The sequence below is a fragment of the Pantoea sp. Lij88 genome, assembly GCF_030062155.1.
Taxonomy (GTDB): Bacteria; Pseudomonadota; Gammaproteobacteria; order Enterobacterales; family Enterobacteriaceae; genus Pantoea.
Map to the genome: position 1 here is coordinate 78,013 of NZ_CP118267.1, position 25,819 is coordinate 103,831.

29 protein-coding genes and 1 pseudogene are annotated in these 25,819 nt (G+C 53.4%); 14 read left to right on the forward strand and 16 right to left on the reverse strand.

Going from position 1 to position 25,819, the window contains the following annotated elements:
• Positions 1-6: 6 nt before the first annotated feature.
• The 7 genes from PU624_RS00385 to PU624_RS00415 are packed head-to-tail and all read left to right on the forward strand — an operon-like array spanning position 7 to position 6,028.
• On the forward strand, positions 7-492 hold the full coding sequence (locus PU624_RS00385) for a NanQ anomerase/TabA/YiaL family protein (RefSeq protein ID WP_283545169.1): 486 nt from the start codon (positions 7-9) through the stop codon (positions 490-492).
• Positions 489-1,784, forward strand: coding sequence for an MFS transporter (locus PU624_RS00390; protein ID WP_283544910.1), 1,296 nt, complete (start codon positions 489-491; stop codon positions 1,782-1,784). Before PU624_RS00385 ends, PU624_RS00390 begins: the two co-directional genes overlap by 4 nt.
• Positions 1,781-3,262, forward strand: a complete 1,482-nt coding sequence (locus PU624_RS00395; protein WP_283544911.1) for an FGGY-family carbohydrate kinase — start codon at positions 1,781-1,783, stop codon at positions 3,260-3,262. Before PU624_RS00390 ends, PU624_RS00395 begins: the two co-directional genes overlap by 4 nt.
• Positions 3,259-3,915 (forward strand): 3-keto-L-gulonate-6-phosphate decarboxylase UlaD, encoded by a 657-nt coding sequence (gene ulaD, locus PU624_RS00400; protein WP_283544912.1) that lies wholly within the window; start codon positions 3,259-3,261, stop codon positions 3,913-3,915. The genes PU624_RS00395 and ulaD overlap by 4 nt, the downstream gene beginning before the upstream one ends.
• A complete protein-coding gene (locus tag PU624_RS00405) occupies positions 3,912-4,772 on the forward strand; it encodes an L-ribulose-5-phosphate 3-epimerase (protein ID WP_283544913.1) in 861 nt (286 codons plus the stop codon). The genes ulaD and PU624_RS00405 overlap by 4 nt, the downstream gene beginning before the upstream one ends.
• Positions 4,769-5,467: an L-ribulose-5-phosphate 4-epimerase gene (gene araD / locus PU624_RS00410; RefSeq protein WP_283544914.1), complete on the forward strand. Its 699-nt coding sequence runs from the start codon at positions 4,769-4,771 to the stop codon at positions 5,465-5,467. The genes PU624_RS00405 and araD overlap by 4 nt, the downstream gene beginning before the upstream one ends.
• A gap of 36 nt (positions 5,468-5,503) precedes the next feature.
• Positions 5,504-6,028, forward strand: coding sequence for a YagU family protein (locus PU624_RS00415; RefSeq protein ID WP_283544915.1), 525 nt, complete (start codon positions 5,504-5,506; stop codon positions 6,026-6,028).
• Positions 6,029-6,039: 11 nt separating this feature from the next.
• Here PU624_RS00415 and umuC read toward each other — a convergent pair whose 3' ends face one another.
• Together umuC and PU624_RS00425 are read right to left on the reverse strand one after the other, a co-directional pair.
• A complete protein-coding gene (gene umuC / locus PU624_RS00420) occupies positions 6,040-7,302 on the reverse strand; it encodes a translesion error-prone DNA polymerase V subunit UmuC (protein WP_283544916.1) in 1,263 nt (420 codons plus the stop codon).
• Positions 7,303-7,304: 2 nt separating this feature from the next.
• Complete coding sequence (locus PU624_RS00425) at positions 7,305-7,682, reverse strand: S24 family peptidase (RefSeq protein WP_283544917.1); 378 nt, start codon at positions 7,680-7,682, stop codon at positions 7,305-7,307.
• Between the two features lie 414 nt (positions 7,683-8,096).
• Here PU624_RS00425 and PU624_RS00430 point away from each other — a divergent pair, with 414 nt between their 5' ends.
• Entirely contained in the window at positions 8,097-8,834 is a 738-nt protein-coding gene (locus PU624_RS00430) for a metallophosphoesterase (protein WP_283544918.1), read from the forward strand.
• A 458-nt stretch (positions 8,835-9,292) separates the two neighbouring features.
• Positions 9,293-9,583, forward strand: coding sequence for a Bor family protein (locus tag PU624_RS00435; RefSeq protein ID WP_136198939.1), 291 nt, complete (start codon positions 9,293-9,295; stop codon positions 9,581-9,583).
• A 284-nt stretch (positions 9,584-9,867) separates the two neighbouring features.
• Here the strand turns inward: PU624_RS00435 and PU624_RS00440 are convergent, their stop codons facing one another.
• From PU624_RS00440 to PU624_RS00450, 3 genes are all read right to left on the reverse strand, one after another.
• Complete coding sequence (locus PU624_RS00440; protein WP_283544919.1) at positions 9,868-10,275, reverse strand: hypothetical protein; 408 nt, start codon at positions 10,273-10,275, stop codon at positions 9,868-9,870.
• Positions 10,256-10,795, reverse strand: a complete 540-nt coding sequence (locus tag PU624_RS00445; RefSeq protein ID WP_283544920.1) for a hypothetical protein — start codon at positions 10,793-10,795, stop codon at positions 10,256-10,258. Before PU624_RS00445 ends, PU624_RS00440 begins: the two co-directional genes overlap by 20 nt.
• A gap of 460 nt (positions 10,796-11,255) precedes the next feature.
• Positions 11,256-11,594 (reverse strand): ArsR/SmtB family transcription factor, encoded by a 339-nt coding sequence (locus PU624_RS00450; RefSeq protein WP_283544921.1) that lies wholly within the window; start codon positions 11,592-11,594, stop codon positions 11,256-11,258.
• A 52-nt stretch (positions 11,595-11,646) separates the two neighbouring features.
• Here PU624_RS00450 and PU624_RS00455 point away from each other — a divergent pair, with 52 nt between their 5' ends.
• On the forward strand, positions 11,647-12,639 hold the full coding sequence (locus tag PU624_RS00455; RefSeq protein ID WP_283544922.1) for a threonine ammonia-lyase: 993 nt from the start codon (positions 11,647-11,649) through the stop codon (positions 12,637-12,639).
• A 58-nt stretch (positions 12,640-12,697) separates the two neighbouring features.
• On the opposite strand, the gene PU624_RS00460 is transcribed toward PU624_RS00455, so the two are convergent.
• The 3 genes from PU624_RS00460 to PU624_RS00470 form a co-directional block, all read right to left on the reverse strand.
• The gene (locus PU624_RS00460) at positions 12,698-13,018 is read right to left on the reverse strand and encodes a hypothetical protein (protein ID WP_283544923.1); all 321 of its coding nucleotides are present in this window, start codon (positions 13,016-13,018) and stop codon (positions 12,698-12,700) included.
• Positions 13,015-14,559 (reverse strand): methyl-accepting chemotaxis protein, encoded by a 1,545-nt coding sequence (locus tag PU624_RS00465; RefSeq protein WP_283544924.1) that lies wholly within the window; start codon positions 14,557-14,559, stop codon positions 13,015-13,017. The genes PU624_RS00460 and PU624_RS00465 overlap by 4 nt, the downstream gene beginning before the upstream one ends.
• Before the next feature lie 353 nt (positions 14,560-14,912).
• The gene (locus PU624_RS00470; RefSeq protein WP_283544925.1) at positions 14,913-15,161 is read right to left on the reverse strand and encodes a hypothetical protein; all 249 of its coding nucleotides are present in this window, start codon (positions 15,159-15,161) and stop codon (positions 14,913-14,915) included.
• 370 nt (positions 15,162-15,531) lie between these two features.
• Here PU624_RS00470 and PU624_RS00475 point away from each other — a divergent pair, with 370 nt between their 5' ends.
• Positions 15,532-15,936 carry a tautomerase family protein gene (locus PU624_RS00475; protein ID WP_283544926.1) on the forward strand — a complete coding sequence of 135 codons (405 nt, stop codon included), beginning with the start codon at positions 15,532-15,534 and terminating at the stop codon, positions 15,934-15,936.
• A gap of 104 nt (positions 15,937-16,040) precedes the next feature.
• Here the strand turns inward: PU624_RS00475 and PU624_RS00480 are convergent, their stop codons facing one another.
• On the reverse strand, positions 16,041-16,559 hold the full coding sequence (locus PU624_RS00480) for a GNAT family N-acetyltransferase (protein ID WP_283544927.1): 519 nt from the start codon (positions 16,557-16,559) through the stop codon (positions 16,041-16,043).
• A gap of 195 nt (positions 16,560-16,754) precedes the next feature.
• Positions 16,755-17,225 carry a GNAT family N-acetyltransferase gene (locus tag PU624_RS00485; protein ID WP_235765159.1) on the reverse strand — a complete coding sequence of 157 codons (471 nt, stop codon included), beginning with the start codon at positions 17,223-17,225 and terminating at the stop codon, positions 16,755-16,757.
• 370 nt (positions 17,226-17,595) lie between these two features.
• Between PU624_RS00485 and PU624_RS00490 the strand changes: the two genes are divergently transcribed.
• The gene (locus tag PU624_RS00490) at positions 17,596-18,003 is read left to right on the forward strand and encodes a VOC family protein (protein WP_283544928.1); all 408 of its coding nucleotides are present in this window, start codon (positions 17,596-17,598) and stop codon (positions 18,001-18,003) included.
• Positions 18,004-18,091: 88 nt separating this feature from the next.
• Here the strand turns inward: PU624_RS00490 and PU624_RS00495 are convergent, their stop codons facing one another.
• Complete coding sequence (locus PU624_RS00495; RefSeq protein WP_283544929.1) at positions 18,092-19,012, reverse strand: AraC family transcriptional regulator; 921 nt, start codon at positions 19,010-19,012, stop codon at positions 18,092-18,094.
• Positions 19,013-19,116: 104 nt separating this feature from the next.
• On the opposite strand from PU624_RS00495, the gene PU624_RS00500 reads away from it, so the two are divergent.
• Positions 19,117-19,950, forward strand: a complete 834-nt coding sequence (locus PU624_RS00500; RefSeq protein WP_283544930.1) for an oxidoreductase — start codon at positions 19,117-19,119, stop codon at positions 19,948-19,950.
• Positions 19,951-20,142: 192 nt separating this feature from the next.
• On the opposite strand, the gene PU624_RS00505 is transcribed toward PU624_RS00500, so the two are convergent.
• Together PU624_RS00505 and PU624_RS00510 are read right to left on the reverse strand one after the other, a co-directional pair.
• The gene (locus PU624_RS00505) at positions 20,143-21,600 is read right to left on the reverse strand and encodes an MFS transporter (RefSeq protein WP_283544931.1); all 1,458 of its coding nucleotides are present in this window, start codon (positions 21,598-21,600) and stop codon (positions 20,143-20,145) included.
• 114 nt (positions 21,601-21,714) lie between these two features.
• Positions 21,715-22,461 (reverse strand): annotated as a pseudogene (locus tag PU624_RS00510) (SDR family NAD(P)-dependent oxidoreductase).
• 129 nt (positions 22,462-22,590) lie between these two features.
• Between PU624_RS00510 and PU624_RS00515 the strand changes: the two are divergent.
• Positions 22,591-23,439 carry a LysR family transcriptional regulator gene (locus tag PU624_RS00515; RefSeq protein WP_283544932.1) on the forward strand — a complete coding sequence of 283 codons (849 nt, stop codon included), beginning with the start codon at positions 22,591-22,593 and terminating at the stop codon, positions 23,437-23,439.
• 113 nt (positions 23,440-23,552) lie between these two features.
• Here PU624_RS00515 and PU624_RS00520 read toward each other — a convergent pair whose 3' ends face one another.
• From PU624_RS00520 to PU624_RS00530, 3 genes are all read right to left on the reverse strand, one after another.
• The gene (locus PU624_RS00520; protein WP_283544933.1) at positions 23,553-24,128 is read right to left on the reverse strand and encodes a DUF308 domain-containing protein; all 576 of its coding nucleotides are present in this window, start codon (positions 24,126-24,128) and stop codon (positions 23,553-23,555) included.
• A gap of 182 nt (positions 24,129-24,310) precedes the next feature.
• The gene (locus PU624_RS00525; RefSeq protein ID WP_283544934.1) at positions 24,311-24,994 is read right to left on the reverse strand and encodes a hypothetical protein; all 684 of its coding nucleotides are present in this window, start codon (positions 24,992-24,994) and stop codon (positions 24,311-24,313) included.
• A gap of 197 nt (positions 24,995-25,191) precedes the next feature.
• Positions 25,192-25,782: a TetR/AcrR family transcriptional regulator gene (locus tag PU624_RS00530; protein WP_283544935.1), complete on the reverse strand. Its 591-nt coding sequence runs from the start codon at positions 25,780-25,782 to the stop codon at positions 25,192-25,194.
• Positions 25,783-25,819: the final 37 nt, after the last annotated feature.

Consider the following 25,819-nt stretch of genomic DNA (forward strand, 5'->3'; position numbering starts at 1 on the left):
AAAATGATGATCACCGGACATATTGCGAACACCGACCCGCGTCACTATCCCCCGGCGATAGCACAGGCGCTCGCCTGCCTCCATCGCCACGATCTGACCAACATGGCGGCGGGACGCTATCAGGACAGCGAAACGGGCTGGACCCTGCAGGTGCTGGATCTGCACACCGCCAGGCTGGAGGAGAACTTCCCGGAAGCGCATCGCCTGCATATCGATGTGCAGTATCTGGTGGCTGGCGAAGAAGTGATCGGCGTTGTCACGCAGCCGCTGGATTTACCGGTGCATCAGCCTTACGACAGCGAACGCGACATCATCTTCTACCAGCACGCGCCGGAGGAGACCCTGGTGCGCATGCTGCCAGGCACCTTCGCCGTGTTTTTTCCGCAGGATATTCATCGCCCGAACTGCGCGGTGGGTACGCCGGGGCCGATTCGCAAAGTGGTGATTAAGATCCCCACCCGCGACCTGGTTCAGGCAAGGAGGACGCCATGAGTCTGACATCGACCGCCGTTAATCGTGAGAAGATCCCTTCCCTGCGCTGGTTACGGATCATTCCGCCCATCCTCATCACCTGCATCATTTCTTATATGGATCGGGTCAATATTGCCTTTGCCATGCCAGGTGGCATGGATGCCGAACTGGGTATCAGCGCCTCCATGGCCGGACTGGCGGGCGGCATTTTCTTCATTGGTTATCTGTTCCTGCAGGTGCCGGGCGGCAAGCTGGCCGTCTATGGCAACGGCAAACGTTTTATCGGCTGGTCGCTGCTGGCCTGGGCGATCATCTCGATGCTCACCGGTCTGGCCACCAGTCAGTATCAGCTGCTGGCGCTGCGCTTCGCGTTGGGTATCGCCGAAGGCGGCATGCTGCCAGTGGTGCTGACCATGATTGGCAACTGGTTCCCGGATGCCGAGCGCGGCCGGGCCAATGCCATTGTGATCATGTTTGTACCCATCGCCGGGATCATTACCGCGCCGCTCTCCGGCTGGATCATTACCCACTGGGACTGGCGCATGCTGTTTTACGTGGAAGGCGCTTTATCGCTGGTGGTCATGGCGCTGTGGCATTTCACCATCAGTAACCGGCCGCAGGAAGCGAACTGGATCTCTCCCGCTGAGAAGCAGTACCTCATCACGACGCTGCATAACGAGCAGCTGATGATCAAAGGGCAGAACGTGCGAAATGCCTCTCTGCGTCGGGTCATGCGCGAGCCCGTGATGTGGCGGCTGATCCTGGTGAATTTCTTCTACCAGACGGGCATTTACGGCTACACCCTGTGGCTGCCGACCATCCTGAAAGAGCTGACGCACGGCAATGTCGAACAGGTCGGTATGCTGGCCATTCTTCCTTACGTTGGCGCGATCTTTGGCATGTTTCTGTTTTCGGTTCTGTCGGATGCGACCGGACGGCGCAAGCTGTTTGTGGCGCTGCCGCTGGCTGGCTTTGCGCTGTGCATGGCGCTCTCCGTGTTGCTGAAAGCGCATATCTGGTGGTCCTATGCCGCGCTGGTAGGCTGTGGCGTCTTTATTCAGTCTGCGGCGGGCGTGTTCTGGAGTATTCCGCCGCGCCTGTTCAATGCCGAGGTCGCAGGCGGAGCGCGTGGTCTGATCAACGCGCTGGGCAACCTGGGCGGCTTCTGCGGGCCTTATATGGTCGGCATGCTGATTGCGTTTTACAGCAAAGATGCCGGGGTTTACAGCCTGGCTATTTCGCTGGCGCTGGCTGCGGTGCTGGCCATGACGCTGCCTGCCCGTTGTGACTCTGCCAGACGGGAGGCCTTATGAAACACTGGCTGGGACTGGATTGCGGCGGCACCTTCATTAAAGCCGGATTGTACGATATGCAGGGTCGCGAGCTGGCCGTGGCGCGGCAAAACCTGCCGGTGCTCGTGCCAGAGCCGGGTTATGCCGAACGTGATATGGCGCTACTGTGGCAACAGGCGGCGGCAGTGATTCGCGAGGTGCTGACCAGCAGCGGTCTGGATGCCGCCGACGTCACAGGGTTAGGCATCTCTGCGCAGGGCAAAGGGCTGTTCCTGCTGGATAAAGATCGTAACCCGCTGGGAAATGGCATTTTATCATCCGATCGTCGCGCCCTGAGCCTGGTGCAGCAGTGGCAGCGGGAAGGCATGCCACAGCAGCTTTACCCGCTGACCCGACAGACGCTGTGGACCGGCCATCCGGTTTCACTCCTGCGCTGGCTGAAGCTGCATCAGCCGCAGCGCTATGCCGCAATTGGCAGCGTGCTGATGGCCCACGACTATCTGCGTTTCTGTCTGACCGGTGAGCTGGCCTGCGAAGAAACCAATATCTCCGAATCCAATCTTTACGACATGCAGGCTGCCGACTGGTCGCCCGCGCTGGCAGAGAGGCTGGATATCAGCGAAATCGTGCCTGCACTGCCCCCAATCATCGGCTCGACGCAGATTGCCGGCTATGTGACCGCGCAGGCTGCTGCCGCTTGCGGTTTGCTGCCCGGCACGCCCGTAGTCGGTGGTCTGTTTGACGTGATGTCCACTGCCCTGTGTGCGGGGTTGAATGACGCAACGCGTCTGAACGCGGTGATGGGTACCTGGTCTGTGACCAGCGGCATTACCGACTGCATCAGCGATGAAGCGGACTATCCCTACGTTTATGGCCGCTATGCCATCGAAGGCCAGTATCTGATCCATGAAGCCAGCCCGACCTCGGCGGCCAACCTGGAGTGGTTCTGTGAACTGTGGGGCATCAGCGACTATCGCCTGCTGAATCAGTGGGTCACCGATCTGGAACCCGCCAGCACCGCGCTGCTGTTTCTGCCCTTCTTATACGGCACCAACGCAGGCGCCGATCTGCACGGCAGCTTCTTTGGCCTGCAGGCGGGTCATACGCGCGCCCATCTGGTGCAGGCCATCTATGAAGGTGTGGTGTTTTCTCACCTGACGCATCTGAACCGCATTCTGCAACGCTTTCCCGAGGTCACCGCCCTGCGTCTGAGCGGTGGCCCCACGCGCTCTGCGCCCTGGATGCAGATGTTCGCCGATGCCAGCGGCCTGACGGTTGAAGTGCCACAGATCAGCGAAAGCGGCTGTCTGGGGGCGGCACTGGTGGCGCTTACCGGCACCGGCGCTTACGCCTCGCTGCATCAGGCGCAGCAGGCTCTTGCGCCGGATATCGTGACCTGGCAGCCAGACAGCACCAGACATGCCCGTTATCAGCAGAAGTATCAGCGTTATCAGCATCTGATCCGCGTCCTGAGTGACGCACAAGGAGCCACCTCATGAGCCTGCCCTTACTCCAGCTGGCGCTGGATCACACCGAGCTGGATGCGGCGCTGAGCACCGCCCAACAGCTTCACACGCATGTGGATATCATTGAAGCCGGTACCCTGCTGTGCCTGAGCTGCGGGGTGGAAGCCGTGCGTCGTCTGCGCCACCAGCATCCCGAGAAAACGCTGGTGGCTGACTACAAAGTGGCGGATGCCGGCGGCACGCTGGCCGACATGGCTTTTACGGCGGGCGCAAGCTGGATGACGGTGATCTGTGCCGCCCCGCTGGCGACCTTTGCCAGTGCGCTGGACGTCGCGCAGCAGCACGAGGGGGATATTCAGATCGAACTGTTTGGCAACTGGACGCTGGAAGATGCCCGCCAATGGCGGCAGCTGGGGCTGAAACAGGCTATTTATCACCGTGGCCGGGATGCGCAGGCCAGCGGGCAGCAGTGGAATCAGCACGATCTGGACACCATGAAGGCCTTGTCAGATATGGGTTTCGCCCTCTCTATCACCGGCGGGATTACGCCGCAGGACCTCTCACAATTCAAAGACGTTGACGTTAAGGCGTTTATCGCCGGACGCGCCCTCAGCGATCCCGCCAGCGGCATCCAGCGCGCAGCAGAATTTCATCAGGCCATTGCCAGCATCTGGGGAACCGTATGAAACACCAGCATCCGTTAGGAATTTACGAGAAAGCCCTGCCCGCTAACCTCACCTGGCCTGAGCGACTGGCGCTGGCAAAAGCCTGTGGTTTCGATTTTGTGGAAATGTCGGTGGATGAAACCGACGCACGCCTGGCGCGCCTGAACTGGAGTAAAGAGCAGCGCATGTCGCTGGTGAACGCCACGATTGAAACCGGCGTCACCATTCCCTCCATGTGCCTGTCGGGACATCGCCGTTTTCCCTTTGGCAGTCACGATCCGGCCATTCGCCAGCGCGCAGACGATCTGATCGATCGGGCTATTCAGCTGGCAAAGGATGTCGGGATCCGCACGATTCAGCTTGCGGGTTACGACGTCTATTACGAACCCCACGATGAAAGTACCGTGGCGCGCTTTGCGGAAGGGCTGTCGCGCGCAGTTCAGCGGGCCGCGGCAGCCCAGGTGATGCTGGCAGTTGAGATCATGGACACCGAGTTTATGAATGCGATCAGCAAATGGAAGGTCTGGGAGCAGCAGCAGGCTTCACCGTGGTTTTCCGTCTATCCGGATGTCGGCAATCTCAGCGCCTGGGGCAACGATGTGACCGCAGAACTGACTCTCGGCATTGACCGCATCGCCGCTATTCATCTGAAAGATACGCAACCCGTGACCGCAAGCTCACCCGGACAGTTTCGTGATGTGCCCTTTGGTCAGGGCTGCGTGGACTTTGTCGGCGTATTCCGCACCCTCAAAGCACTGAACTATCGCGGGTCGTTCCTGATTGAAATGTGGACGGAGAAAGCCGAAGAACCGGTTGCCGAAATCGTTCTCGCCCGGCGCTGGATTGAACAGAAAATGCAGGAAGGAGGTTTGATATGAGCATAAAAGCAATGAAAGAGCAGGTGCTGGCCGCTAACCTGGCACTGCCGCGCCATAAGCTGGTGACGTTTACCTGGGGCAACGTCAGCGCCGTTGATCGCGTGCAGGGACTGATCGCCATTAAACCGTCTGGCGTGGAGTACGACGGTATGACGGTGGACGACATTGTCGTCGTGGAACTGGAAGGCGGACGCGTGGTGGAAGGCAGCAAAAAGCCCTCATCGGATACCGCCACGCACCTGGCGCTCTACCGCGCCTTTGAGGATATCGGCGGTATTGTGCATACCCATTCGCGCCACGCCACCATCTGGGCGCAGGCGGGTCAGGACATCCCCGCCTGGGGCACCACCCATGCCGACTACTTTTACGGCACAATCCCCTGTACCCGACTAATGACCGAAGCCGAGATCGCTCAGGATTATGAACACAATACAGGCGAAGTGATTATTGAAACCTTCCGTTCGCGGGGGATCAGTCCGGCCTCCATTCCCGCCGTACTGGTAAACGCTCACGGACCGTTTGCCTGGGGCAAAGACGCCGACAGCGCAGTGCACAATGCAGTGGTGCTGGAGGAGATTGCCTATATGGGGATTTTCTCCCGTCAGCTCTCCCCCGACATCACCCGGATGCAGCAGCCGTTGCTGGACAAGCACTTTCTCAGAAAGCATGGGGCGAATGCCTATTACGGGCAGTAGGCACGTTTTTATCAGACTCAGCAGGGGGCGTTTTCTATGAAAGGGTTCTTACATCTCACGTCCCCCGCCGACCGGCGTTATGGTCTGGCGCTGTGGGCGGGGTTTTGCGGCGGTAATGTCGCCAGTTTTGTTAAGTGGGGAACCGAAAATCCCCTGCCGCCCAGAACGCCTGACAGGGCAATCCCACCAGCTGAGATGCTGCAGGATATGGGGTTCAATGTCAGCAGCATGGTTTATCATTACTCCGGTCATGTAGTGAACTGGGGCGTTGCCGGTGTACATCACCTGTTCTCGATTTTCTTCGCGCTGCTTTATTGCGCACTCGCAGAGATCGTTCCTGCTATCACCCTGGGGCAGGGCGTCGCGTTCGCCATCGTTATCACGCTGGCCTTTCACGGCGTGATTCTGCCGATCAACGGCTGGGCACCCGCGTTATGGCACCTGCCGGTAGCGGAAGTCGTGTCGGAAACCCTGGGGCATATTCTCTGGATGTGGACGATTGAGATGTTCAGACGTGCCCTCTGCGAGCAGGTGCGTTCACGGCAGGCTGACTGGCCGTAATCGTGGTGCGCTCACTTTATGACCGGGATATCTTTTAATCTCGTGGTGTAACGAGGCGACAGCATTTCACGTTTCATCTGCCATGAACTGTCGCGATCTCCCTGCCCCGCAAACCAGACTTTTACTTTACCTGAGCGATTAATACCGTCCAGGGCAGCCATTAACGCGTCTGCGTTCGCGCGCGGCTGCTGCTCGCTGAACAGGTCGAACTGCGTCATGCCTGACGGGTAAAAATCCCCCAGCATCACCCCTGCTTTGGCATACCGGAAGCCCTCCCGCCAGACCGTGCCAAGACCACGAAGCGCTGATTCAATAATGTCCCGCGTATCATTGGTCGGATAGTCGCAGAGACAGGATGCCGTATTCGAATACTGCGGCGCATCGCTTTGCCTGCCGGTGGCGACTGAGACGCTGATATGGCGGCAGCGCGAGTCTTGCTCCCTGAGTTTTTCCGCCGCCCGCGTGGCATACGTCACGATGGCCTGCTGCATCTCTTCCGGTTGTGTAATTCGCTGGCCAAAGCTTCGGCTTACCACTATCTGCTGCTTCGGTGGCGGCGCATCCTCAAGGGCAAGGCAGGACTCGCCATTCAGTTCACGTGCCGTGCGCTCGACAATCACATCGAAGCTTTTTCGTATCATGCTGACGTTGCTGTCCGCCAGCTGCAGGGCGGTAGTTATGCCCAGCTGATTCAGGCGCTTACTTATGCGATGACCAATCCCCCAGATATCACTGACATCGGTCAGGTGCAGCAGTTTTCGCTGCCGGTTTCTGTCTGACAGGTCCACGACGCCGTTCGTCTGTGTCCACTTCTTCGCCGCGTGGTTGGCAAGTTTGGCCAGCGTTTTAGTCGGCGCGAATCCCACGCCAATGATCAGCCCGGTTTCGCGCCGGATGCGCTCGCGCATCTGCTGTCCGAACGTCTCAAGCGGGATTAGATTGCCAATGCCGGTAACGTCCAGAAATGACTCATCGATGGAATAGACTTCCTGTCCTGCGGCCATCTCGCCCAGGATGGCCATCATGCGTGCCGACATGTCGCCGTAAAGTTCATAGTTGGAGCTGAATACGTGCACGCCGTTCTCCCGGAAGAAGCGCTCATTTTTAAACAGCGGCGCGGCCATTTTGATGCCCATGCGCTTTGCCTCCGCTGAACGCGCGATGACGCAGCCGTCGTTGTTCGACACCACGACAATGGGTTTACCGCGCAGGTCGGGCCTGAATACGGTTTCACAGGAGGCGTAAAAGTTATTGGCATCGGCCAGCGCAAACATGGCTATTCTCCTGCCGGGCCGTTGAACCCCACGCCTGCGACATCCGTGAGGGCGTATGCTACAACACCCCACACGGGAAGCGTCTGGTTCACATCAAGCAGCGTGACCGTCTCGTCCGCGTCCAGCGCCTGCAGGGCGGGAACCGGATTGAGCAGCAGGCGTCTCAGCGTCAGCTCCCCGTCGAACTCCGCAACGATAAGCTGGCCGTGTACTGGCGTCAGCGCCCGATCGATCGCCAGCACGGACCCTTTAACAATTCCGGCTGCCGGACAGTTGCATTCGCTGCGCATCAGATAGGTGGAATATGGCGACAGATGCACCAGATCGCCCAGGTTCAGGCGCGTTTCGGTGTAGTTCTGGGCGGGACTCTGAAAAGCCATTGAAATGCTCCATTCTGACCAGCTTTTGAGCCTGAAGAAGTGAATCTTGTGAAGCCTGCGTATCTGGAACGCAGACAGATTTGTTATGCCTGATATCAGTATACGTTGTTACGGGTGCAAAGCTCGCTTCAGGGGCAAAGCGGATATTGGGATCGTGCGAGGTCTGCTATGGGCGAAGAGCAGGCCTTACACATCCCTGCTAACATTCGCTATGAGCAGTCGGAATTGAACTTAACGATTCATTGTGAATTTCCGACCGTCTTTGCTGCCAGCCTGATTCACCATAACCATTGAATTACTGATCTTAATTAATCTATCCATTGCTGTCATAGTGGTTAAAAACATGAAATTTAAAACCGGATTCATGGCCATCAATAACCGCCTTGTTCTCAACAGTAATCGTATGAGGTCTTTATGCTGATAGCACAGGTTTCAGATATTCACGCATCAACCGAAAATGATCATCTGTTGCGGTTCGACCAGGTACTAAATTGGCTTACGCATTTGCAACCGGACGTACTGATAATTACTGGCGATCTTACGGATGGGCATTGGCAGGAAGGTTATAAACACATAGCTGACCGCCTGAATCAGCAAAATTACCCTTCTTTGATCCTGCCAGGTAATTCAGACGACCGAAGTCTGATGCGTTCTGTTTGGGATGAGAACAGGTGGGCGTACGATGCCCAGGAAGAAGCCCTGCACTTTACCCATAACATGGGTGGTATTCGTCTGATTGGTCTGGATTCGACGATTGATTATAAAGATTACGGCAGTGTGACTGACCATCTGAAATGGCTGGATAATCAACTTAGCGACACAGACAGCCCTCCGTCATTACTGTTCCTGCACCATCACGTATTTGCATCTGGCATACCAACGCTGGACGAAACAATGTGCAGAGGTCTATCTGAGATGGAAGATTTGATTAGACGCGCCCCGGCCAGATTACTCGCCATTTCTACAGGCCATGTCCACAGATCAATAGCTGGTACGTTTGCGGGCATACCTGCCTACATTTGTGGCTCCGTCTGCCCGGCAAATCCTGTCTGGTTTGGAACAGTTAACGCCCCTCCTGCAAATGACCCGCCAGCGTTGATGATTCACCGCTACGTCAGTAACTCTCTTACCAGTCATTACGTTTGCCTCTAGCTGACGTTCAGAAAACGCATAGACCTCATAGAAAACGGCGATGTCCGCTGTGATTAACTAATAATGTTGCGGGAGCGATGTCCGCTTCTCGCACAAAGCGGACTGACGGCAGGCCAGGGACCGCTATGAGCGAGAAGCATAAGTCGCTGCTGCGTGAGCTGGGATAGAGCTTTGGTGGTGCGGCGGGCGAAAAGAACAGGCATTCAAAAGCCTTCTCGATGGCGTCAAAGAATTCTTCGGCGCTTTGACTCGCTAAGCGGAAACGCTGCGGTAAACATAAAAAGCTCCTGCTGTGCAGGGGCTTTTTTTATTGCTGTACTATTCAACAAAGCGTATCCGTCAGGCGTACTTAAAAATCTTTCTCATGTTTCCGCTTTCGCTGCCGATAACCTGATTGCTGGCTGAGTGATGATTACACTCAGCATTTATTTTTTTCATTTCTTTAGATAAGGATATTTATGAACAAGCTTTGTGTTGCGGCGTTATTAGCTCTGAGTTTAACCGGCTGTGCGCAGCAGACTTTCGTAATGAAACAGAATCAGGTTGGCGCGGCGACGAAAACCACCAGCCAGCCGTTCTTTGTTTCAGGTATCGGTCAGCGTAAGAGCATTGATGCGGCGCAGGTGTGCGGCGGCCCGGAAAAAGTGAGTCGGGTTGAAGTGCAGCAGACGTTTGTTAATGGCTTACTGAGCGTGGTGACGTTTGGTATCTACACGCCACGTGAAGCGCGCGTTTATTGCGCCATCTGATAATGCCTCAGGCCGGTTCGCCGGCCTAATCCTGCCTGTTATTAAATCGCATTAGTCTATTGTAACTATCAAATTCTGCTGTCGCAGCGCTGCGCGGCTTGTCAGCTGACGACATTACCCGAAACGAGTTCATGCAACGTCGTCCAGCCTGGTAAAAGCAGTGGTAAGCTGTTGAGGCATGTCAGTCCGCTTTGAGCGATAAGCGGACATCAGTAAGTCCGCGTTGCATCAAGTAGAGGGTAGCAGGTCAATTGCTATGATGGAGACGCCTTTAGTTGGGGTGTTTAAAAAAATACCCCTTTAGGATCATCACCTTTCTGAAGATGAGGGCTCTGCTCATCAAGTTTATAATTAATCAGATGACCATCCTCGGTAAAAGATAAAGTAAGCATTTGTTCATGACCGAGTATTTTCGGCGAAAGCGGAACTATTACGAGTCTGCTTTGTTGACTCCAGATATAATGCCAGCTCAGGGCTTCACTGAAGTTTTCAGGATAATTGGGTGGCCCAAAACGGTTCAGGACTTCCCGTTTAGTTGTTTTTCCAGCAATTAACCAACTGCTAAGAGGTTTTTTTTCAGAAAATGTCTCCGGAAGATTATGTGAGCGCACGCCTCCAGACATACAGCCCTGCACGAAAGATAAAGCCAGCATTAAAGTATAAATGATTACTTTAATTGAATTCAGTTGCAAAGTAATCCTCCTTTTTAAACGGTGTAGCTTTAAGGATTTTCACTCCTGTAGCTGGATCGGTTACAATTTCACTAAAGTGGAAAACACATTTAGTAAACTGTTCATGGGCATCAAAATTCACGTCGTAATCTTTTCCAGCCTCAAGATTAACTAACGCTGACATTGAGCAACTTCCCTGATCGGTATTGTCTGTGAGAATATGGAAAATAGTCTGACCTGGTTTTGCATACACTTCAAAATAATAATTCTTATAATCATCCTGGCGATAACTTATCTTAGGCATACCAATATCTCGGGTGTCATTATAATAACCAAATGAAGTATGCGGCACTAACTGTTGATATTCCCTGTTCTCTTTGGTCGATATCGATGTGCCGGTTACATTCCCAACAAAACGGATTCGAGCCAGATTGCTTTTTTCACCGACGGGGTCTTTATAAAGCGGCGCGGAATAATTAAAGGCTGAGCAGCCACTTAATAAAGAGATACTCAGGATAGTAAAAGATAAATATTTTTTCATTATATTAGAAACCCGGGATTAATTTAACTGGAACTATCGGCAAAAACAGCCAATGTTTTAATTGTTTCTGCCTATTGCTTTTTATGTTATCTGAGCCTCAGGCTTTCAATCTTTTGCCAAAGAGAACCGATCCGGAAGCAAAGAGACATCTTGCGCTGTGGGCTGTTCGAGGTGACCTGTTTCCCGCACTTCAACTTAACATGAAGTTAGCAGCGTCCGCTTCTGACCCAAAGCAGAATGGCACGCAGGTAAATGCCTGCTATAAGGAACCCCCCCTGACCTACAGGATGGTTGCCAGCCAGGGGGGGTTCTGAAGTTTAAAATGCACTTTTGCATAAGATGACGACAGATAATGTTGATTTACTATATCCATCTGAAGGGCGGGGACACCATCAACCAAATGTACATGCTTACCGGTTTTGCTTCCTTCGTTATGCATATTCTGCCCGGGTATGGCCTGTTAATGTGAACCCGTCTCAAGCTTCCCATATCCCGACAGCATTGCGATTGCTTCATCCATCCGCTGACGGTCGAGTTTATAGAACACCCAGTTCTTGATACGTTTCGATGTCACTATACCGGCCTTAGCCAGAATCTGAAGATGGCCTGTCACGGTCGGCTGACTGAGACCAATCTTTTCGGTGATAAACCCGACACACACCCCATCCTCAACCAGATCGCCATCCTGCTGTTCCGGAAAATGTGACCTGGGATCGGAAAGCCACCCCACCATCACGAGCCGGTGCTCATTGCCGAGGGCGCGGAAAAGGTCAGCCATTGATGTCTCAGGATTGTCCATATAGCCAATCTCCTATATAGTTATTTTCCTATATGAATTCTGAAGACATATTATGACAAACCACACTCAAAGACCAATGGACAGTGTCACGCTCAAGGCGATTTATTCTGCCTCCGCGCGCATCAAAACAACGGTTTGCAGAACCCCGCTGGAACCTTCGCAAGCACTGTCTGTTCTTACCGGAGCAGAGGTCAGGCTCAAGATGGAGAATCTTCAGCATACGGGCAGCTTCAAACTGAGGGGGGCTGCAAACGTCGTGGCCAGTCTCGACGCAGACCAGCGCATTGCCGGTGTCATTGCCCCGACGGCGGGAAATCATGGACTGGGGCTTGCCTGCGCGGGTCACGCAGCAGGCGTACCGGTGTCCATATTTCTACCCTGTTCAGCAGACCCTATTAAGGTCTCCACAATGAAAAGCTATGGTGCTCAGGTTACGTTTTTTGAAAATATTGAAGAGGCAAGACAGGCCGCGATTGTGGCCGCAGAGGAGTCTGGTGCAACATTTGTCTCTGCTTACGATAATGAGCAGATGATAGCCGGAGCCGGCACCGTCGGTCTGGAAATAATGGAAGACTGGGCAGACGCTGAGGTCATTCTCGTGAATATTGGCGGCGGCGGGCTGGCGTCAGGTATTGCGACGGCCGTCAAAGCTATCAACCCTGCAGCCGAAGTGTGGGCCATACAAAGTGAAGCCAGCCCGACCTTTGCACACTGGAAAGAGACTGGCGAAACGATCCCGGTTGAATTATCCCCGTCAATCGCCGAAGGCATCAGTGGCTATATTGAGCCTGAAGCCATGACCTGGCCCCTGGTACGCGACCGCGTTGATCGTGTTCTCCTTGTTTCAGAAGCCGGAATCAAAGCAGCGATGCTGTTGATGCTTAATCAGCACAGCCATGTCATTGAACCTTCGGGAGCACCTGCAATTGCGGCAGTCCTTCTTTATGCAAAAGAACTGAGCGGACGTAAGGTCGTCTGCGTAGTGAGCGGCAGAAATATATCGGGTTACCGTTATCTGAAATTAGTGAATGAGGCCACACTCTGACGACACGCAGCGAAGATTCAAGCAGGAAACCTGCTTAAACCATTGTCCCGGTTTCCATCTACAGTCCTTCAGCCTTCTGACCGATTACGCAGACCAGAAAATTATTCATCATTGCAATTGCCCGGCCGGTGGCAATCAGGTCGGCGGCAAGCAGGACGTCTTCCCGAAGGAGCATGGCCATGACGCCGGGCACCGCCATCAGCGCCTGCACGGGTTCAAAGGCCCTGTTCAGATGAACCAGATTGTTGGCAAAAGTGGAGGTCGTCAGGTAACTACCCCGAATCAGCTGGTTTACCATGAAATCCACGCCCTCCTTCAGGGCGTGAAGTGTCTTATACATTTCCACTGAATTCTGCTCGCTGTCTGCGTCGTGACTCATACTTTAAATGTTCCCACCATGGTTCGCAGGGCATGGGCCTGCTCTGAAAGCGACTGCGAAGCGGAAGACGACTCTTCAACCAGCGCTGCGTTGTTCTGCGTCACGCCGTCCATCTGGCTCACGGCAATGCTCACCTGCGAAATGCCCTGCATCTGCTCAGAGGAGGCCAGGGAAATCTCGTCCATCGATTCGGCCAGTTCACCGACCATACCCACAATTTTCAGGATGCTCTGTCCGGTTGATGATGCCACCGTGACGCCGCTTTCTACCTGTGTAACGGCCTGCTCAATCAATGTCTTGATGTCCTTCGCGGCCGTAGCGCTGCGCTGCGCCAGCGTTCTGACCTCACCGGCGACCACGGCAAAGCCGCGCCCCTCCTCACCCGCACGAGCAGCTTCAACTGCTGCATTCAGCGCCAGGATGTTTGTCTGGAACGCGATGCTCTCGATAACTGAGGTGATGTCACGCACCTTCGTGGCACTCACGGAGATATCATGCATGGTGTCTGACATATGTTTTACGTCAGACTCACCGCTGCGGGCCAGTTGCGCCGTTTCGCGTGCCGACTCAGCCGTCTGCCGGGCGCCGGCGGCGTTACTTTTTACGGTGGCTGAAAGCTGCTCCATACTGGCAGCAGTTTCCTGCAGGGCGGCAGCCTGCTGCTCGGTGCGTGAAGACAGCTCGGTGTTACCCTGTGAGATTTCGTCGGCGGCCAGCGCAACGGAGGCAGAGGTATCCTTGATTTGTGACACCAGACCGCGCAGGTTTGCCTGCATGCCGTCAAGGGAGGCCAGCAGGCTGGTTGAGTCGTTTTGGCGAAGTATCACTGGAGTTGTCAGGTCACCTGCCGCAATGGCCGATGCCAGCGCCTGAGCCTGCGCGGGTTCACCACCCAGCTGGCGCATCAGCACCCTGATAACGACAGCACAGGCAACAACGCTGACAATAATGGATGCGCCAGCCAGTAACATCAGGATGAGAGATGACTGCGATACTGAAGCACTGTTCTTCGCCACCTCAGAAGTACTGGTTTTCTGTTGTATTCCGGTCACGACCAGCAGATCACTCAGCATTGTGTCCTGAATGGGCTGTACTTCTTTTGTGAGACACTCAAAAAATTCTTTATCACGGTTGGCCAGACCGAGCTGGCTGGCCCTGGCGAAGGTAGCAAAAAAGGATGTTTCCGTGTCAGTCAGCCTTTTAAATGCTGTGCGACCGGCCGGAAGTGAGTCCTTCTCCAGCAGGTTACCCAGGGCCTGACGGTTGGCAGTAAACTGCGCCTGGGTTTCCTTCATGCGCTCTGATACCGGTTTCATTGCGCCAGGATCGGTCAGCAGTCCCAGTGTTCTCACATCGATGGCCATCTGTCTTATTTCACCGAGCATATCTTCTGCAATCTGATACTTTTTCATTTTGACGTTTACGATAACGTCCATACCTGTACGGGCCCGGTTCAGTGCATGCAATGCAGTCCCGGTGCAGATAACAAACAGGAGGATAAGCAGGCCAAAGCCTGCGATCAGTTGGGTAGATATTTTCATATTTTCTCGTTATGCAGTAATGCTGCTGTGTGTATTCGGGTAAAGGCATTGCGATGTTCAGTCAGGCCTGCTGCTGCGCCTCCCCGACAGGCAAATGATTCTGTTGGGTGTCTGACTGCGTTTCCCGCATGCTAAAAGCCCTTTCGCTAACCGGATGATCTGTTAATCAAACCTTGGCCAGTCGCGTCGAACCTTTATCATTTTTCCCGGTTTTATATCAGTGTGAGGAATATCGGCGGCAACAGCTGAAAACTCCAGACTCAGCCAAAAATAAATTGTGCGCAATTTAATTGCTGTCGATGTATTTTGTTTGTCGCATGCGAAGTGCAGGTTTGTGCGGCCAAAACCCTGTATCAGTTTTTCTCTTTTCGGGGGCCATTGACGAGGTTAACCATTTCCCATCCCATGAGCTGGATCAGCCGCACCTGAAACTGCCCGGACTGACCTTTGCGCAGCATCTGACGCTTCTGACTCCGTTGAAACAAGGCGGTATCATGGTGTCCGATTTGGGCCAGCGCCAGGATACAATCAGCCACCTGCTGAAGCAGGTTGAGCTGGGAGGATTCATCAATCGCGTAGGTAGCATTGGTCAGGATGAACACAGGGTAATCATCCTTCTCATCAAAGCGGATCGGACCGGTGAAAGCTGAAATGCAGGCATACCTGAAGAGATGATTTTCGCAGTGGGCATACCCAGCAAAACTCTGGACGAGCTGTTTGATGAGTTAAGAAATATTCAGCAGAAAATCATTCAGGGTGAGACTGGATGGTGAGATAAGGAGTTCTGCAGCTAACTTTTCAGCATTTTGTCAGACTTGTTAGCCTGGCGGCACAACGTCCGCTTTGAGCGAGAAGCGGACGTAAGTTGCCCTCACGTTTTCGATTATGCCATCTTAGTCATCTCGTATCGTTCAAAAAATTCGGCAACACGTTTATTAATCAAGCTAAGAATCAAACAATTTAGGAATCATTATGCCTGGAATAACGCTCACATTGTCTGGTTGCAAGGATCAAAAATTAACCAAAAAGTGTGTACTTTTAGCTACTCAAATCACATGCGAGATATTGAAGAAAAACAGCTTCGAAACCATGGTCATAGTAAGACATGTGGACAATGATGACTGGTTTATTGATGGCAAGAGTCTGGCTGAATGGGGGAAAAATTCGTTTAGACTTGAAGTTACTGTCGTGGATGAAACTTGTAGCAAAGATCAGAAATCAGCGTATCAAAAATCAATTTACAACGCTATGGAACAAGCTATTGGTAACCTACATCCTCAGTCAAATGTGCATGTTATTGATTGTAAAGCTGCTTCATATGGATACACAGGGATAACGCAAGAATACAGATATCAGCATAAAGATGAGTTTTACTAACCAAAATTTCTTTTCTATCACCGTTAATGTGGCACATTTTGATTGTGGACTTAAGAAGCAATGTCCGCTTCTGGCATAAAGCGGACCCTGTGTTCATATTCTCATTATAATTGAGCGGGCTGAATGCTAAGTTCATAAACTACGCAAGGCACATCATAATGCTGTTCTATTGCTTTGTAAGTCATGCCTAATCGCTGCATCACTCGTTGAGAAGCCGCATTTTCAGGGTCGGCAACCGCCACTAAATAGGTCGCGCCTATCTGCTCTGCTGCGAAATCAATAATCGCTTTAGCCGCTTCTGTTGCATAGCCTTTGCCATTGTGTTCCGGGACGAGTCGCCAGCCAATCTCTAAGGGGGCACCTTCAACGTTTGCCAGGTACTGGAGGCATGCTGCCCCAACCACGGCACCGGACGCCTTCTCTTTAATAGCCCACCACGAAAATCCATATTTCTGCCATCTTGCCTGAATACGCCTGATACTTTCCCAGGTCTCTTCTGGTGTTTTAACAATGCCGTTGCTGATATACCGCATCACGCCGGAATCGGTTTCCATTACCCTTAAGCCTTCATAGTGTGAGTCATGAAAGGGCTCAAGCCTTAAACGCGCAGTTTCTAAGTTCATCCGACACTCCTTTTTACCTAAAGGCATTACTTTCGCTTACTTCTTCACATAAATCACCCTGGCACGATGTAAACAGTGTCCGCTTCTGGCACAAAGCGGACGTTAAAATGATGGCGACCGTGGAGTTTGCCACATTAGACATAACATCCCGGCGGCGAACCGCTATCGCTTTTGCCTGCGACAGCGGGATTGCTTCTATAACTTACTAACCATATCCATACAACGCAGATCCGTCTGGGTAAGCGCTGATGGATAGAGGCTTTCTTTGACGAGAGTAAATCCATGTTTTTCATAGAAAGATTGTGCATTAGGCGTTGAGGATAAAGTTAATTTCTCAAACCCCTGTCTACGCGCTTCCTCTTTGATAGCATCAATAATCAGTCCGCCAAAACCTTTGCCGAGGTGCTCTGGCAAAGTGAAAATAGCCTCAACGCTTCCTGCAGAAAGATCCAAGAAACCTGTCGCCACCGGTCTGTTATCAGGACCATCAACGACGAAAAAAGGATTTGCTGCGATAACTCTCCTGTAACCTTCGGGCATTGCTGCTGGCGTCCACGCGTCAATAACCGCAGCATCGTAACTGCACTTGCATCCATGGCGAATAGCCTGGTTCCTGATGTGCCAACACTCTTCCGCCTCAACTGGTGTTGCGAGTCTGACCTTCATAGCTTCTCCTTGTTTGTCCTGTAACTGCTAGCCACTAAGATTTACCATAACATCTCTTGGCCGCACCCCCACAGAGGCCCTCAGCGCGTTTCTTGCGCGGGCGGGCCGTTTCCGGCATATTCCCCTGTCCCAACCCTGAGAAACACGCCTGATGACTTCGGGGCGTCTGCATTAATATGCAGTGAAATCTATTATTCAAGGATTAGAGCATGCAGACGTTAGAAACGTCTGCTTCTGGCACAAAGCGGACTTTCGTAGTTTTTGCACAATAGCGGACGTTCAGGTAACGGGCGCATCAGGGTAAGTAACGCATTGCTGCACTGACCGGTATAATATCTGTTCAGATAAACGGCAGAGAGGATGTCATCAGGTGCTGGCTTATATCACGATTGGGACAAACGACTTTAAGCGCTCCGTGGAGTTTTATGACGCTGTATTGACCGTTCTGGGATATTCACGACTGCCAGCCTGGACAGAGAGCTGGGTCATGTGGGGAGATGAAAATAATCCGGACGAGGGGTTCAGCTTCTGTATTTGCCCTACCTTTGACGGTCATCCCGCGACAGCAGGAAACGGGACCCTGTTCGCACTCAAAGCCGATAGTGCGGAACTCGTCAGACGCTTCCATGCAGCTGGCCTCCTTGCGGGAGGAGTGAATGAAGGCGCCCCAGGCACACGAACCGCTTACGGTCCTGACTTTTATGTAGCCTATGTGCGGGATCCTGACGGACATAAGCTGGCATGCGTTTGTCAGCATTATTCTCCCGAAGCAGATTAGGGAGTAAATGTCACCTGACTGGTGAAATCTCAGGATTTTCAGCGGCTACAAACTTAACCCTGAATTCTGCGTTTCCAGCTTACAACCCTCAATGCGATGAAACAAAGACCGGGGATTCCTGCACGGGCGGAACAGAGAAATGACGCTGCATGCGTTTGATCTCCTCCGCCGGGGGCAAACCAAACAGACGTTTAAACTCACGATTAAACTGCGATGCGCTCTCATAGCCCACAGCGTAGCCTGCTGCTGCAGCGGTCATCTGCTGGCGAACCATCAGCATGCGCGCCTGATGCAGGCGCACCGATTTCACATATTGCATCGGCGGCATCCTGATGATGGATTTGAAATGAAGATGAAAGGTCGGGACGCTCATGCCCGCTTCGCCAGCCAGTTGCGTCAGCGTTAATGGCTGCGCATAGGTGGCGTGGATGTGCTTTACCACTTTCCCTATTTTACTGAACTGTCCCTGCAGGCCCAGCGCGGCACGCATGGCGTTGCCCTGTTCACCCGTCAGCACACGAAAATAAAGTTCGCGCAGCCGCGCATGTCCGAGTATCGCAGTTTCAAGCGGACTGTTCAGGGCTTCAAGCAAACCCAGCACCGCTCCCTTTACTGTGTCGTCCATCTGACTCGACATCATACTCTGCGGCGCGGCGGGAGAATGTGAAACATCATGCTGATCGATCTGCAGGATAAGTTCAGCGGCAAGCTGAAAATCCAGATGCATATAAATAGCCAGCAGAGGATGCTCCGCGGACGCGTCGGTTTCCATAGTAAACGGCACAGGAACCGAGACCGCCAGGTAGTGCTGTTCATCATATAAGTAGGTCTGCTGGCCGAAGTAACCCCGTTTGCTGCCCTGACAGACAATCACGATGCCCGGATCATAAAGCACCGGTGTTCTGGCAAGAGGACGATCGGCGCGCAGAATCCGCACACCGGGTAACGCCGTCAGGTTGTATCCCTCATGCGGCGCCAGGGCTTTGATCAGGGCAATCATTCCGGTCATTACGGCACCTCATAAGATCAGGCAAGAAAACGAGAAGATACGGCCTAAAAACACAACAGCATTGAGAATACCATGCAATCTCTACGGTTCATGGGAGTTCTTTTATGTCATCTGTTAAAACAATCTTAATTACTGGCGTCAGCAGTGGCTTTGGTCTGGCACTGGCGCGTGAAGCCCTCCATGCCGGGCACCGGGTCATCGGTACCGTGCGAAACCGCGAAGCACTGCAGGCTTTTGAAGCGCTCAATGCAGAGCGTGCCGTGGGCCGCCTGCTGGATGTCACGGACTTTGAGCGTATTGAAGAGGTCATCAGGGAGATTGAGTCCACGGTCGGTCAGATTGATGTGCTGGTGAACAATGCCGGTTACGGCCATGAAGGGATTCTGGAAGAGTCCTCTCTGGCAGAGATGCGCCATCAGTTTGACGTGAACGTTTTTGGCGCAGTGGCAATGATCAAAGCGGTCCTGCCGGGTATGCGTGAACGCCGTCGCGGGCATATCATCAATATTACGTCGATGGGGGGATTTATTACCCTGCCCGGCATCAGCTACTACTGCGGCAGTAAGTTTGCGCTTGAGGGCATTTCAGAAACGCTCGGCAAAGAGCTGGCTCCGTTCGGCATACACGTCACTGCCGTGGCACCCGGCTCATTCCGCACTGACTGGGCGGGACGTTCAATGGTACGCAGCGCCCGCACTATTGCGGACTATGACACCCTGTTCGAACCTATTCGTCAGGCCCGGGAGGAAAAAAGCGGGAAACAACCCGGCAATCCCACAAAGGCGGCTCAGGCCATGCTGGCGTTGCTGGAAAACCCGAATCCACCCGCGCATCTGTTGTTAGGCAGTGATGCCCTGGGCCTGGTTCGTCAAAAACTGGCAGCCATGAGTCAGGAGATCGATCAGTGGGAAAATCTTACCCGTTCAACCGATGACTGAACCGTTTGCGTCCGAACAAACAGCCTGACCGGGGATGGCCGTTGACACCAACGGCCATTTTCTCTGGCGTTCCGGACAGGAGAATGGAGCAGATTTGGATTCAGAGGTCGGGCACCATCCAGTTGAACATTAACGGGTTATCAGCTGGCTGCCGCATCCTTCGGGATGTCGCAGCCAGCTGAGCGTGTTGTATTACCGGTGGGAGAAGCGGGCCGGGTTCGCTGAGCGAACGGAGGCGCGACGGATGAGCCGGATACTCAGCGCTGCCCCGATAGCCAGGCAAGCGGCCATCGTCAGAAGCGCGATGATAAAGGCATGAGTGATCGCTTCACTGCTGTGACCGTTATCCAGCATGCTGTAGAAAATACCGCCAATAAGGGCGACGCTTAGCGCAGTGCTGATTTGTAAGGCGGCGCTGGTTACGCCAGCGATCATCCCTGAAAATTGTGGCGCAACCTGGCCGGTTACCATCCGCACCAGGGTTGGCATCGCCAGTCCCTGACCCAGCCCGGTCACAAAAAGAAGCGGGGCGAGCGGCAGCATAGCGGGCTGACTGCCCGTCAGCGTGGTGGCAATCAACCATCCCAGGCCTGCCAGGCCTGCGGTTTCGCATCCCATCCCGATTGCGCTCAGGTAATTACCGGTAAATCGCCTCAGCCAGGGTGTCAGTAACGGACCGATCAGAAAACCAACGCCAAAGGGCAGGAAAACCGTGCCTGCACTCAGCGCGTTTAAATGTAAGGCACCCTGCAGATAGACAGAAAACAGCATAAAGAACGCGCCGATAGAATAAAACAGTAAAACAATGACCAGTCCCTGGCCCAGCCCCGGTGCACGTAAAACGTCCGGATTAAGTAGTGGTGATCCCCCCTTGTGACTGAGCCGCTGCTCATAGCGCCATAACAGCGTGGCCAGCAGCGGGAAAATCAGAAACCACATCCACGTCCACCAGGGCCATCCCGCTTCACGGCCTTCGATCAGCGGTACAATCAGCGTGCTCAGCGTTAATGTGGCCAGCAGTGTGCCGACAGGGTCAAGCCGCTGCGCCGCCCGCGCCCGTGTCTCTTTCAGCAGCGGCAGGCCAAAAAGAATGACCAGCAGCGCCACCGGCAGGTTAACGAGAAAAATAGCCCGCCAGCCCAGATGAAACAGATCGGCAGAAATCAGAATACCGCCCAGCACCTGTCCGATCACCGAGGCCAGACCAAACACGGCACCATAGATACTGAGCGCTAACGGTCTCTCCGCTTCAGGAAAAATGGCCTGTACGGAAGCCAGTGCCTGGGGAGCCATAATGGCGGCCGTCGCGCCCTGTAAGATGCGTCCGGCAATCAGTGCCCAGGGTGACCAGGCAAAACCGCACAGCAAGGATGCTGCAGCAAAACCCATCAGCCCGAGAAAGAACATCTTCCCGCGACCATAAATATCTCCCAGCCGGCCGCCGGTAATTAACGTCACGGCATAAACAGCAGCATAGGATGAAATCACCAGCTGTTCCGCAGAGGAAGAGGTGCTGAGGTCTTGCTGAATAGCAGGCAAGGCCACGTTGACGATAAAGAAATCGAGCGGCGGCAAAAATGCCCCGACCAGTAAAATGACAAACATCGCCCAGCGATGTGGCTCGGCTTGCGGGATGCTAAGTGCCGACATAGGTCACTCCTTATGGAACGTCGCCCCCGATAAAGGGCGAATGGTAATCACAGAATGTGCAGGTAACCTGACAGAACGGGGCCGCCGCCCGGCAGAAACGACACGACGAACCGGTCAGCGCATCCCGCCAGAGGCGAGAATCACCTCACCAGTGATCCAGGCAGCCTCGTCTGAGGCGAGAAAGGAGACAATCGGTGCCACATCCTATACCTGACCAATACGGCCGAGCGGCGTCTGCTCTTCATTCCATCTCTGGAAGTCTGAGTTCATCGCGCCTGCGCGATGGCTTCCTTCGGTCTCGATCAGGCCGGGATTGACCGCATTAACACGAATCCCCCGTGGGCCCAGCTCTTTTGAAAGCACACCGGTAATGGCGTCAATCGCGCCTTTGGCCCCGCTGTAGATGGCGCTCTCAGCAATAAAGACGCGGGTGACGAACGAACTGATGTTGATAATGCTGCTACCTTTACCCAGGTGCGGCACGGCTGCGGCGCTGACCAGTAGCGGCCCCAGAACATTAATATCGAACTGCCTGCGGTAGAGCGTCTCAGTGCTCTCCTCGATGCTGGCGAACTGATAAACCCCGGCATTGTTCACCACAATGTCCAGCCGCCCGAAAAATTCGAGGGTGGTGTTGATAAGCGTCTCAACCTCTGGCTGGCGGGTGACATCCGCCGCAACGGCTATCGCCTTTCCACCGGCGGCTTCAATCTCCGCAACCACCTTCTCAGCACCGTTTCTGTCTGAGACGTAATTAATGACAACGTCTGCACCGTCAGCGGCAAGCTGTCGGGCTATCCCCGCGCCGATACTTTTTGACGCCCCGGTGACGAGGGCAACTTTGCCTTCGAGTCTGTTCATAAACTCAGCTTCCTGTAATGGCCGCCTGAAGCGACGGGATGGGAAAAGCTATGGTGATACCTGCAAAGTTGTTTGAGAACTGACACTTTTGTATATTGGGTGTTCATTTTTGAACGGCGGGTGCTGGGTATGGAGTGGGGAGATGTTCAGGTATTTCTTGCCGTCATCCGAAACGGCTCGTTCGGCAAGGCAGCGTTGAGTCTGGGCGTGAGTCATCCGACGGTCGGACGCCGCATCAAAGCGCTTGAGGATGAGGCGCAGCAGTCGCTGTTCCGGCGCACAAAGGACGGTCTGGTGCTGACAGATGCCGGTGATGGGGTCATGAAGCTGGCAGAAGCGATGGAAAATTCCGCGCTGGCAATGGAGCGTCGGCTGGCGGGTAATCACGACCGGTTAGAAGGGATATTGCGAATATCAGCCGCAGAATGGTTTACCAACACTGTGCTGGCCCCCGTGCTGGGTGAACTGGCGCGCCGTCATCCGGCCATTGTGCCGGAGGTCATTGCCAGTTTCCGGCTACTCGATCTGTCGCGCCGTGATGCCGATATCGCGTTTCGTATCGTCCCTTTCACCGATCCGGATATTGTCCAGCGCCGTCTGATGAGTGTGCCCTACGCACTTTACGGGACGCCAGAAACGGCTCAGGCGCTGCTGACAGCGCCCTCTTCGGTGGGGCTGATTCTGATGAATACCGGACAGTCACACTTTCCTGATGTCTCCTGGCTTCTGGAACGGTTTCCGCAGTCGCGACCGGCCTTTAAAAGCACGAGCCGGGCCGTTCAGGCGCAGATGTGCCAGCGTGGGATGGGCGTTGCCGTACTGCCGCAACCGCTGGGTGATGCCACACCGGGTCTGCAGCGCATTGCAACGCCCGATTTTCCGCCTTCACGGGATATCTGGGTCGGCTACCATCAGGATCTCCGCCATATGGATCGCCTGCGCGCCCTGCTGGATATCGCAGATACGATGCTGTCCTGAGCGCCTGGCAGGACAGACTGACCATAACCAGCCTGCCTGATGAGGTCAGGTGCCGGTGATTAACGTCATCTGATCCTTCCGTTAAAGTGACCGTCACATCGTTATTTTATGGATCAGCAGGCAACCCTGTTTTTACGACCATTCTTAATAGTCAGCGTGATGGCTGAAATCAGAAAATAGAAGACGCCAAAAGCCGCATAGGGTGCAACCGTGGTGACATCCAGAGCCATATCACCACTTGCCTGTTTAAACATAAACAGATCTGCTAATGCAGATTGCGCGCCACTTAAAATCATTGCCCATTGTCCACTGGAGTGTTTCCAGCGACGAATGGAAGCCGAAAGCTGCAGCACACCAGAAAATATGGCCCATACCCCAAAGACTTTTATGGTGGCATTCATACTGACGGTAAGCGCCCATATAATCGCCGCCGCGACAATCAGGCTAACGATGAAGTTGAATCTTTGAGGAGGATTTACAGCCAGTCCGCCTGATTTGCTGGCATCGAGATAATTAGCGAGCGCGTCCCAGGCGGGATAGAGAACAAGCAGAACCGCGCCAATAACGGGATTATGCCTGCCAGTGAATATCGCAAGTGCAATCCAGATAACAGATACAGCTGCACGGATATAATAATAAGACTGCAGCCATTGATTTTGACTGTGGGCTTTTAATGTGTTGGTTTGCATTTCACTCTCCGGATTAATATTCATTTCACAAAACGTTAAGATGGGGTTAGCCGCCTGATTAAAGGCCGCACGCATTCAGTCAGAGAATTAAATCAATGCATGTTCTTTATAATCAGAGGTATTTATTTCTGGAAATCATGGTCTCCGGCAACAGAGCCTGAGCAGACCGGACTACAGTGAAGTTAAAAGAATCGGTTACTATCTCCTGAGTCTTTGAGGTAGCGCTCCCGGTTCTGATGCTGGCCCGATTGCCGGTAACCCATTTTGTTTAACGGACGAAGTCTGCGTATCCGCAGAGGCTGGCCACGGTTATAGGGTACGGGCGCCCGGACGAGTTCAGGTGCGATCCAGATATAAATGCTGGTTAAGGGAGCCAAAACCACAGCGGGTTGCGGGCAGGTAACTGGAAAATCGGAAACAAGAGAATAACAGTAAGGATCAGATCTTAATTCAGGGTGTTTTTTGTGTGCTTTTTCACATAAACCCACGGCAGGTTCATGACCATACTCTGCATGACTGATATCAGACGTTTCAACGTGCGCGTTATCAGTCATATTGCATTGTGCTACGTCTACCCTGACTGTTTTTCCTGAAACAGGAACGGACCGGGCTGGCTGTAATAACATTTTTTTGCTGGCGAGCAACTGAGCGAGCATTGAGTCGATGTCTGCCCGGCGTGGTGACATACTGATAAGCGGCTTTTGAACGGCTGGCTGATTTAAGGCATCAGAGCGTGAAAGCCTGATCTGATTCTGTAACCGGGACTGAAAACCAGAGGCAATGGGATCCGGGGATCGATAATTTATCCTTCCACTATTTAATGCTGTCAGGTCTGATATAGAAGGCAGAGCACGAATAGTCGTCATATATAACCTCTCCGTCTGAATACAAGTGCAGTGAAATAGCTTTAATTAAGGTATTTTCTGAATAGTTAACTTTCTTCGGGCGAATTTACAGCCCTGCCACATAACCATTGCACATTCAATATCATTAAAGGCAGGAAGAATATCGAATCAGGCAACAATTAAACGTCGCCTGATAGCGACTTTATATCTTTAAGGCCTTAGCGGGTTTTTAATAATCTCCCGATGACCGGTTCGACAATTTGCAGGAAGACGTCAGCGTTATTAAAAGCACGCGCAGAAATAATCGCACCATGCACCGTTGCCATTAGTGATTTTGCCTCTGTAGCGGCACTTTCCCGCAGGAAAAATACGCCGCTCTTCTCGCCCCTGTCCAGCACGTCAGTGAGCCAGTCAGTGAGATCGGAAAAATGACCCCTGACTTCCTGAGCCACTTCTTTGGGTAATACCGGCAGTTCAACAGCCAGCATCACGCAAATACAGAAAGGCGAATTGTTCTCTTTTATGCAGGTCGCCCAGAAGTTTACATAGCTGTTAATTTCGCCCAGTGCATCACCGGCGAAGTGCTGGCTGGTGGCCGCCATTCCTGCGCGTGCCTGCTGACGATAATCACTTACGACCGCCTGAACCAGATCCGCTTTACCCGGGAAATGATGGTGAATACTGGATTTGCGAATCTGCACCCGCTCCGCTAAATCGGCATAGCTGAAGCTGTTGTAACCCCCAGAGGTGAGCAACCCACGGGTGTGATGCATAATTTCTTCGGCTTTCTGTGAACGTTCTGTACTCATGCATGCTCCCGGCAGCGACGATAAAATAACGGCAAAT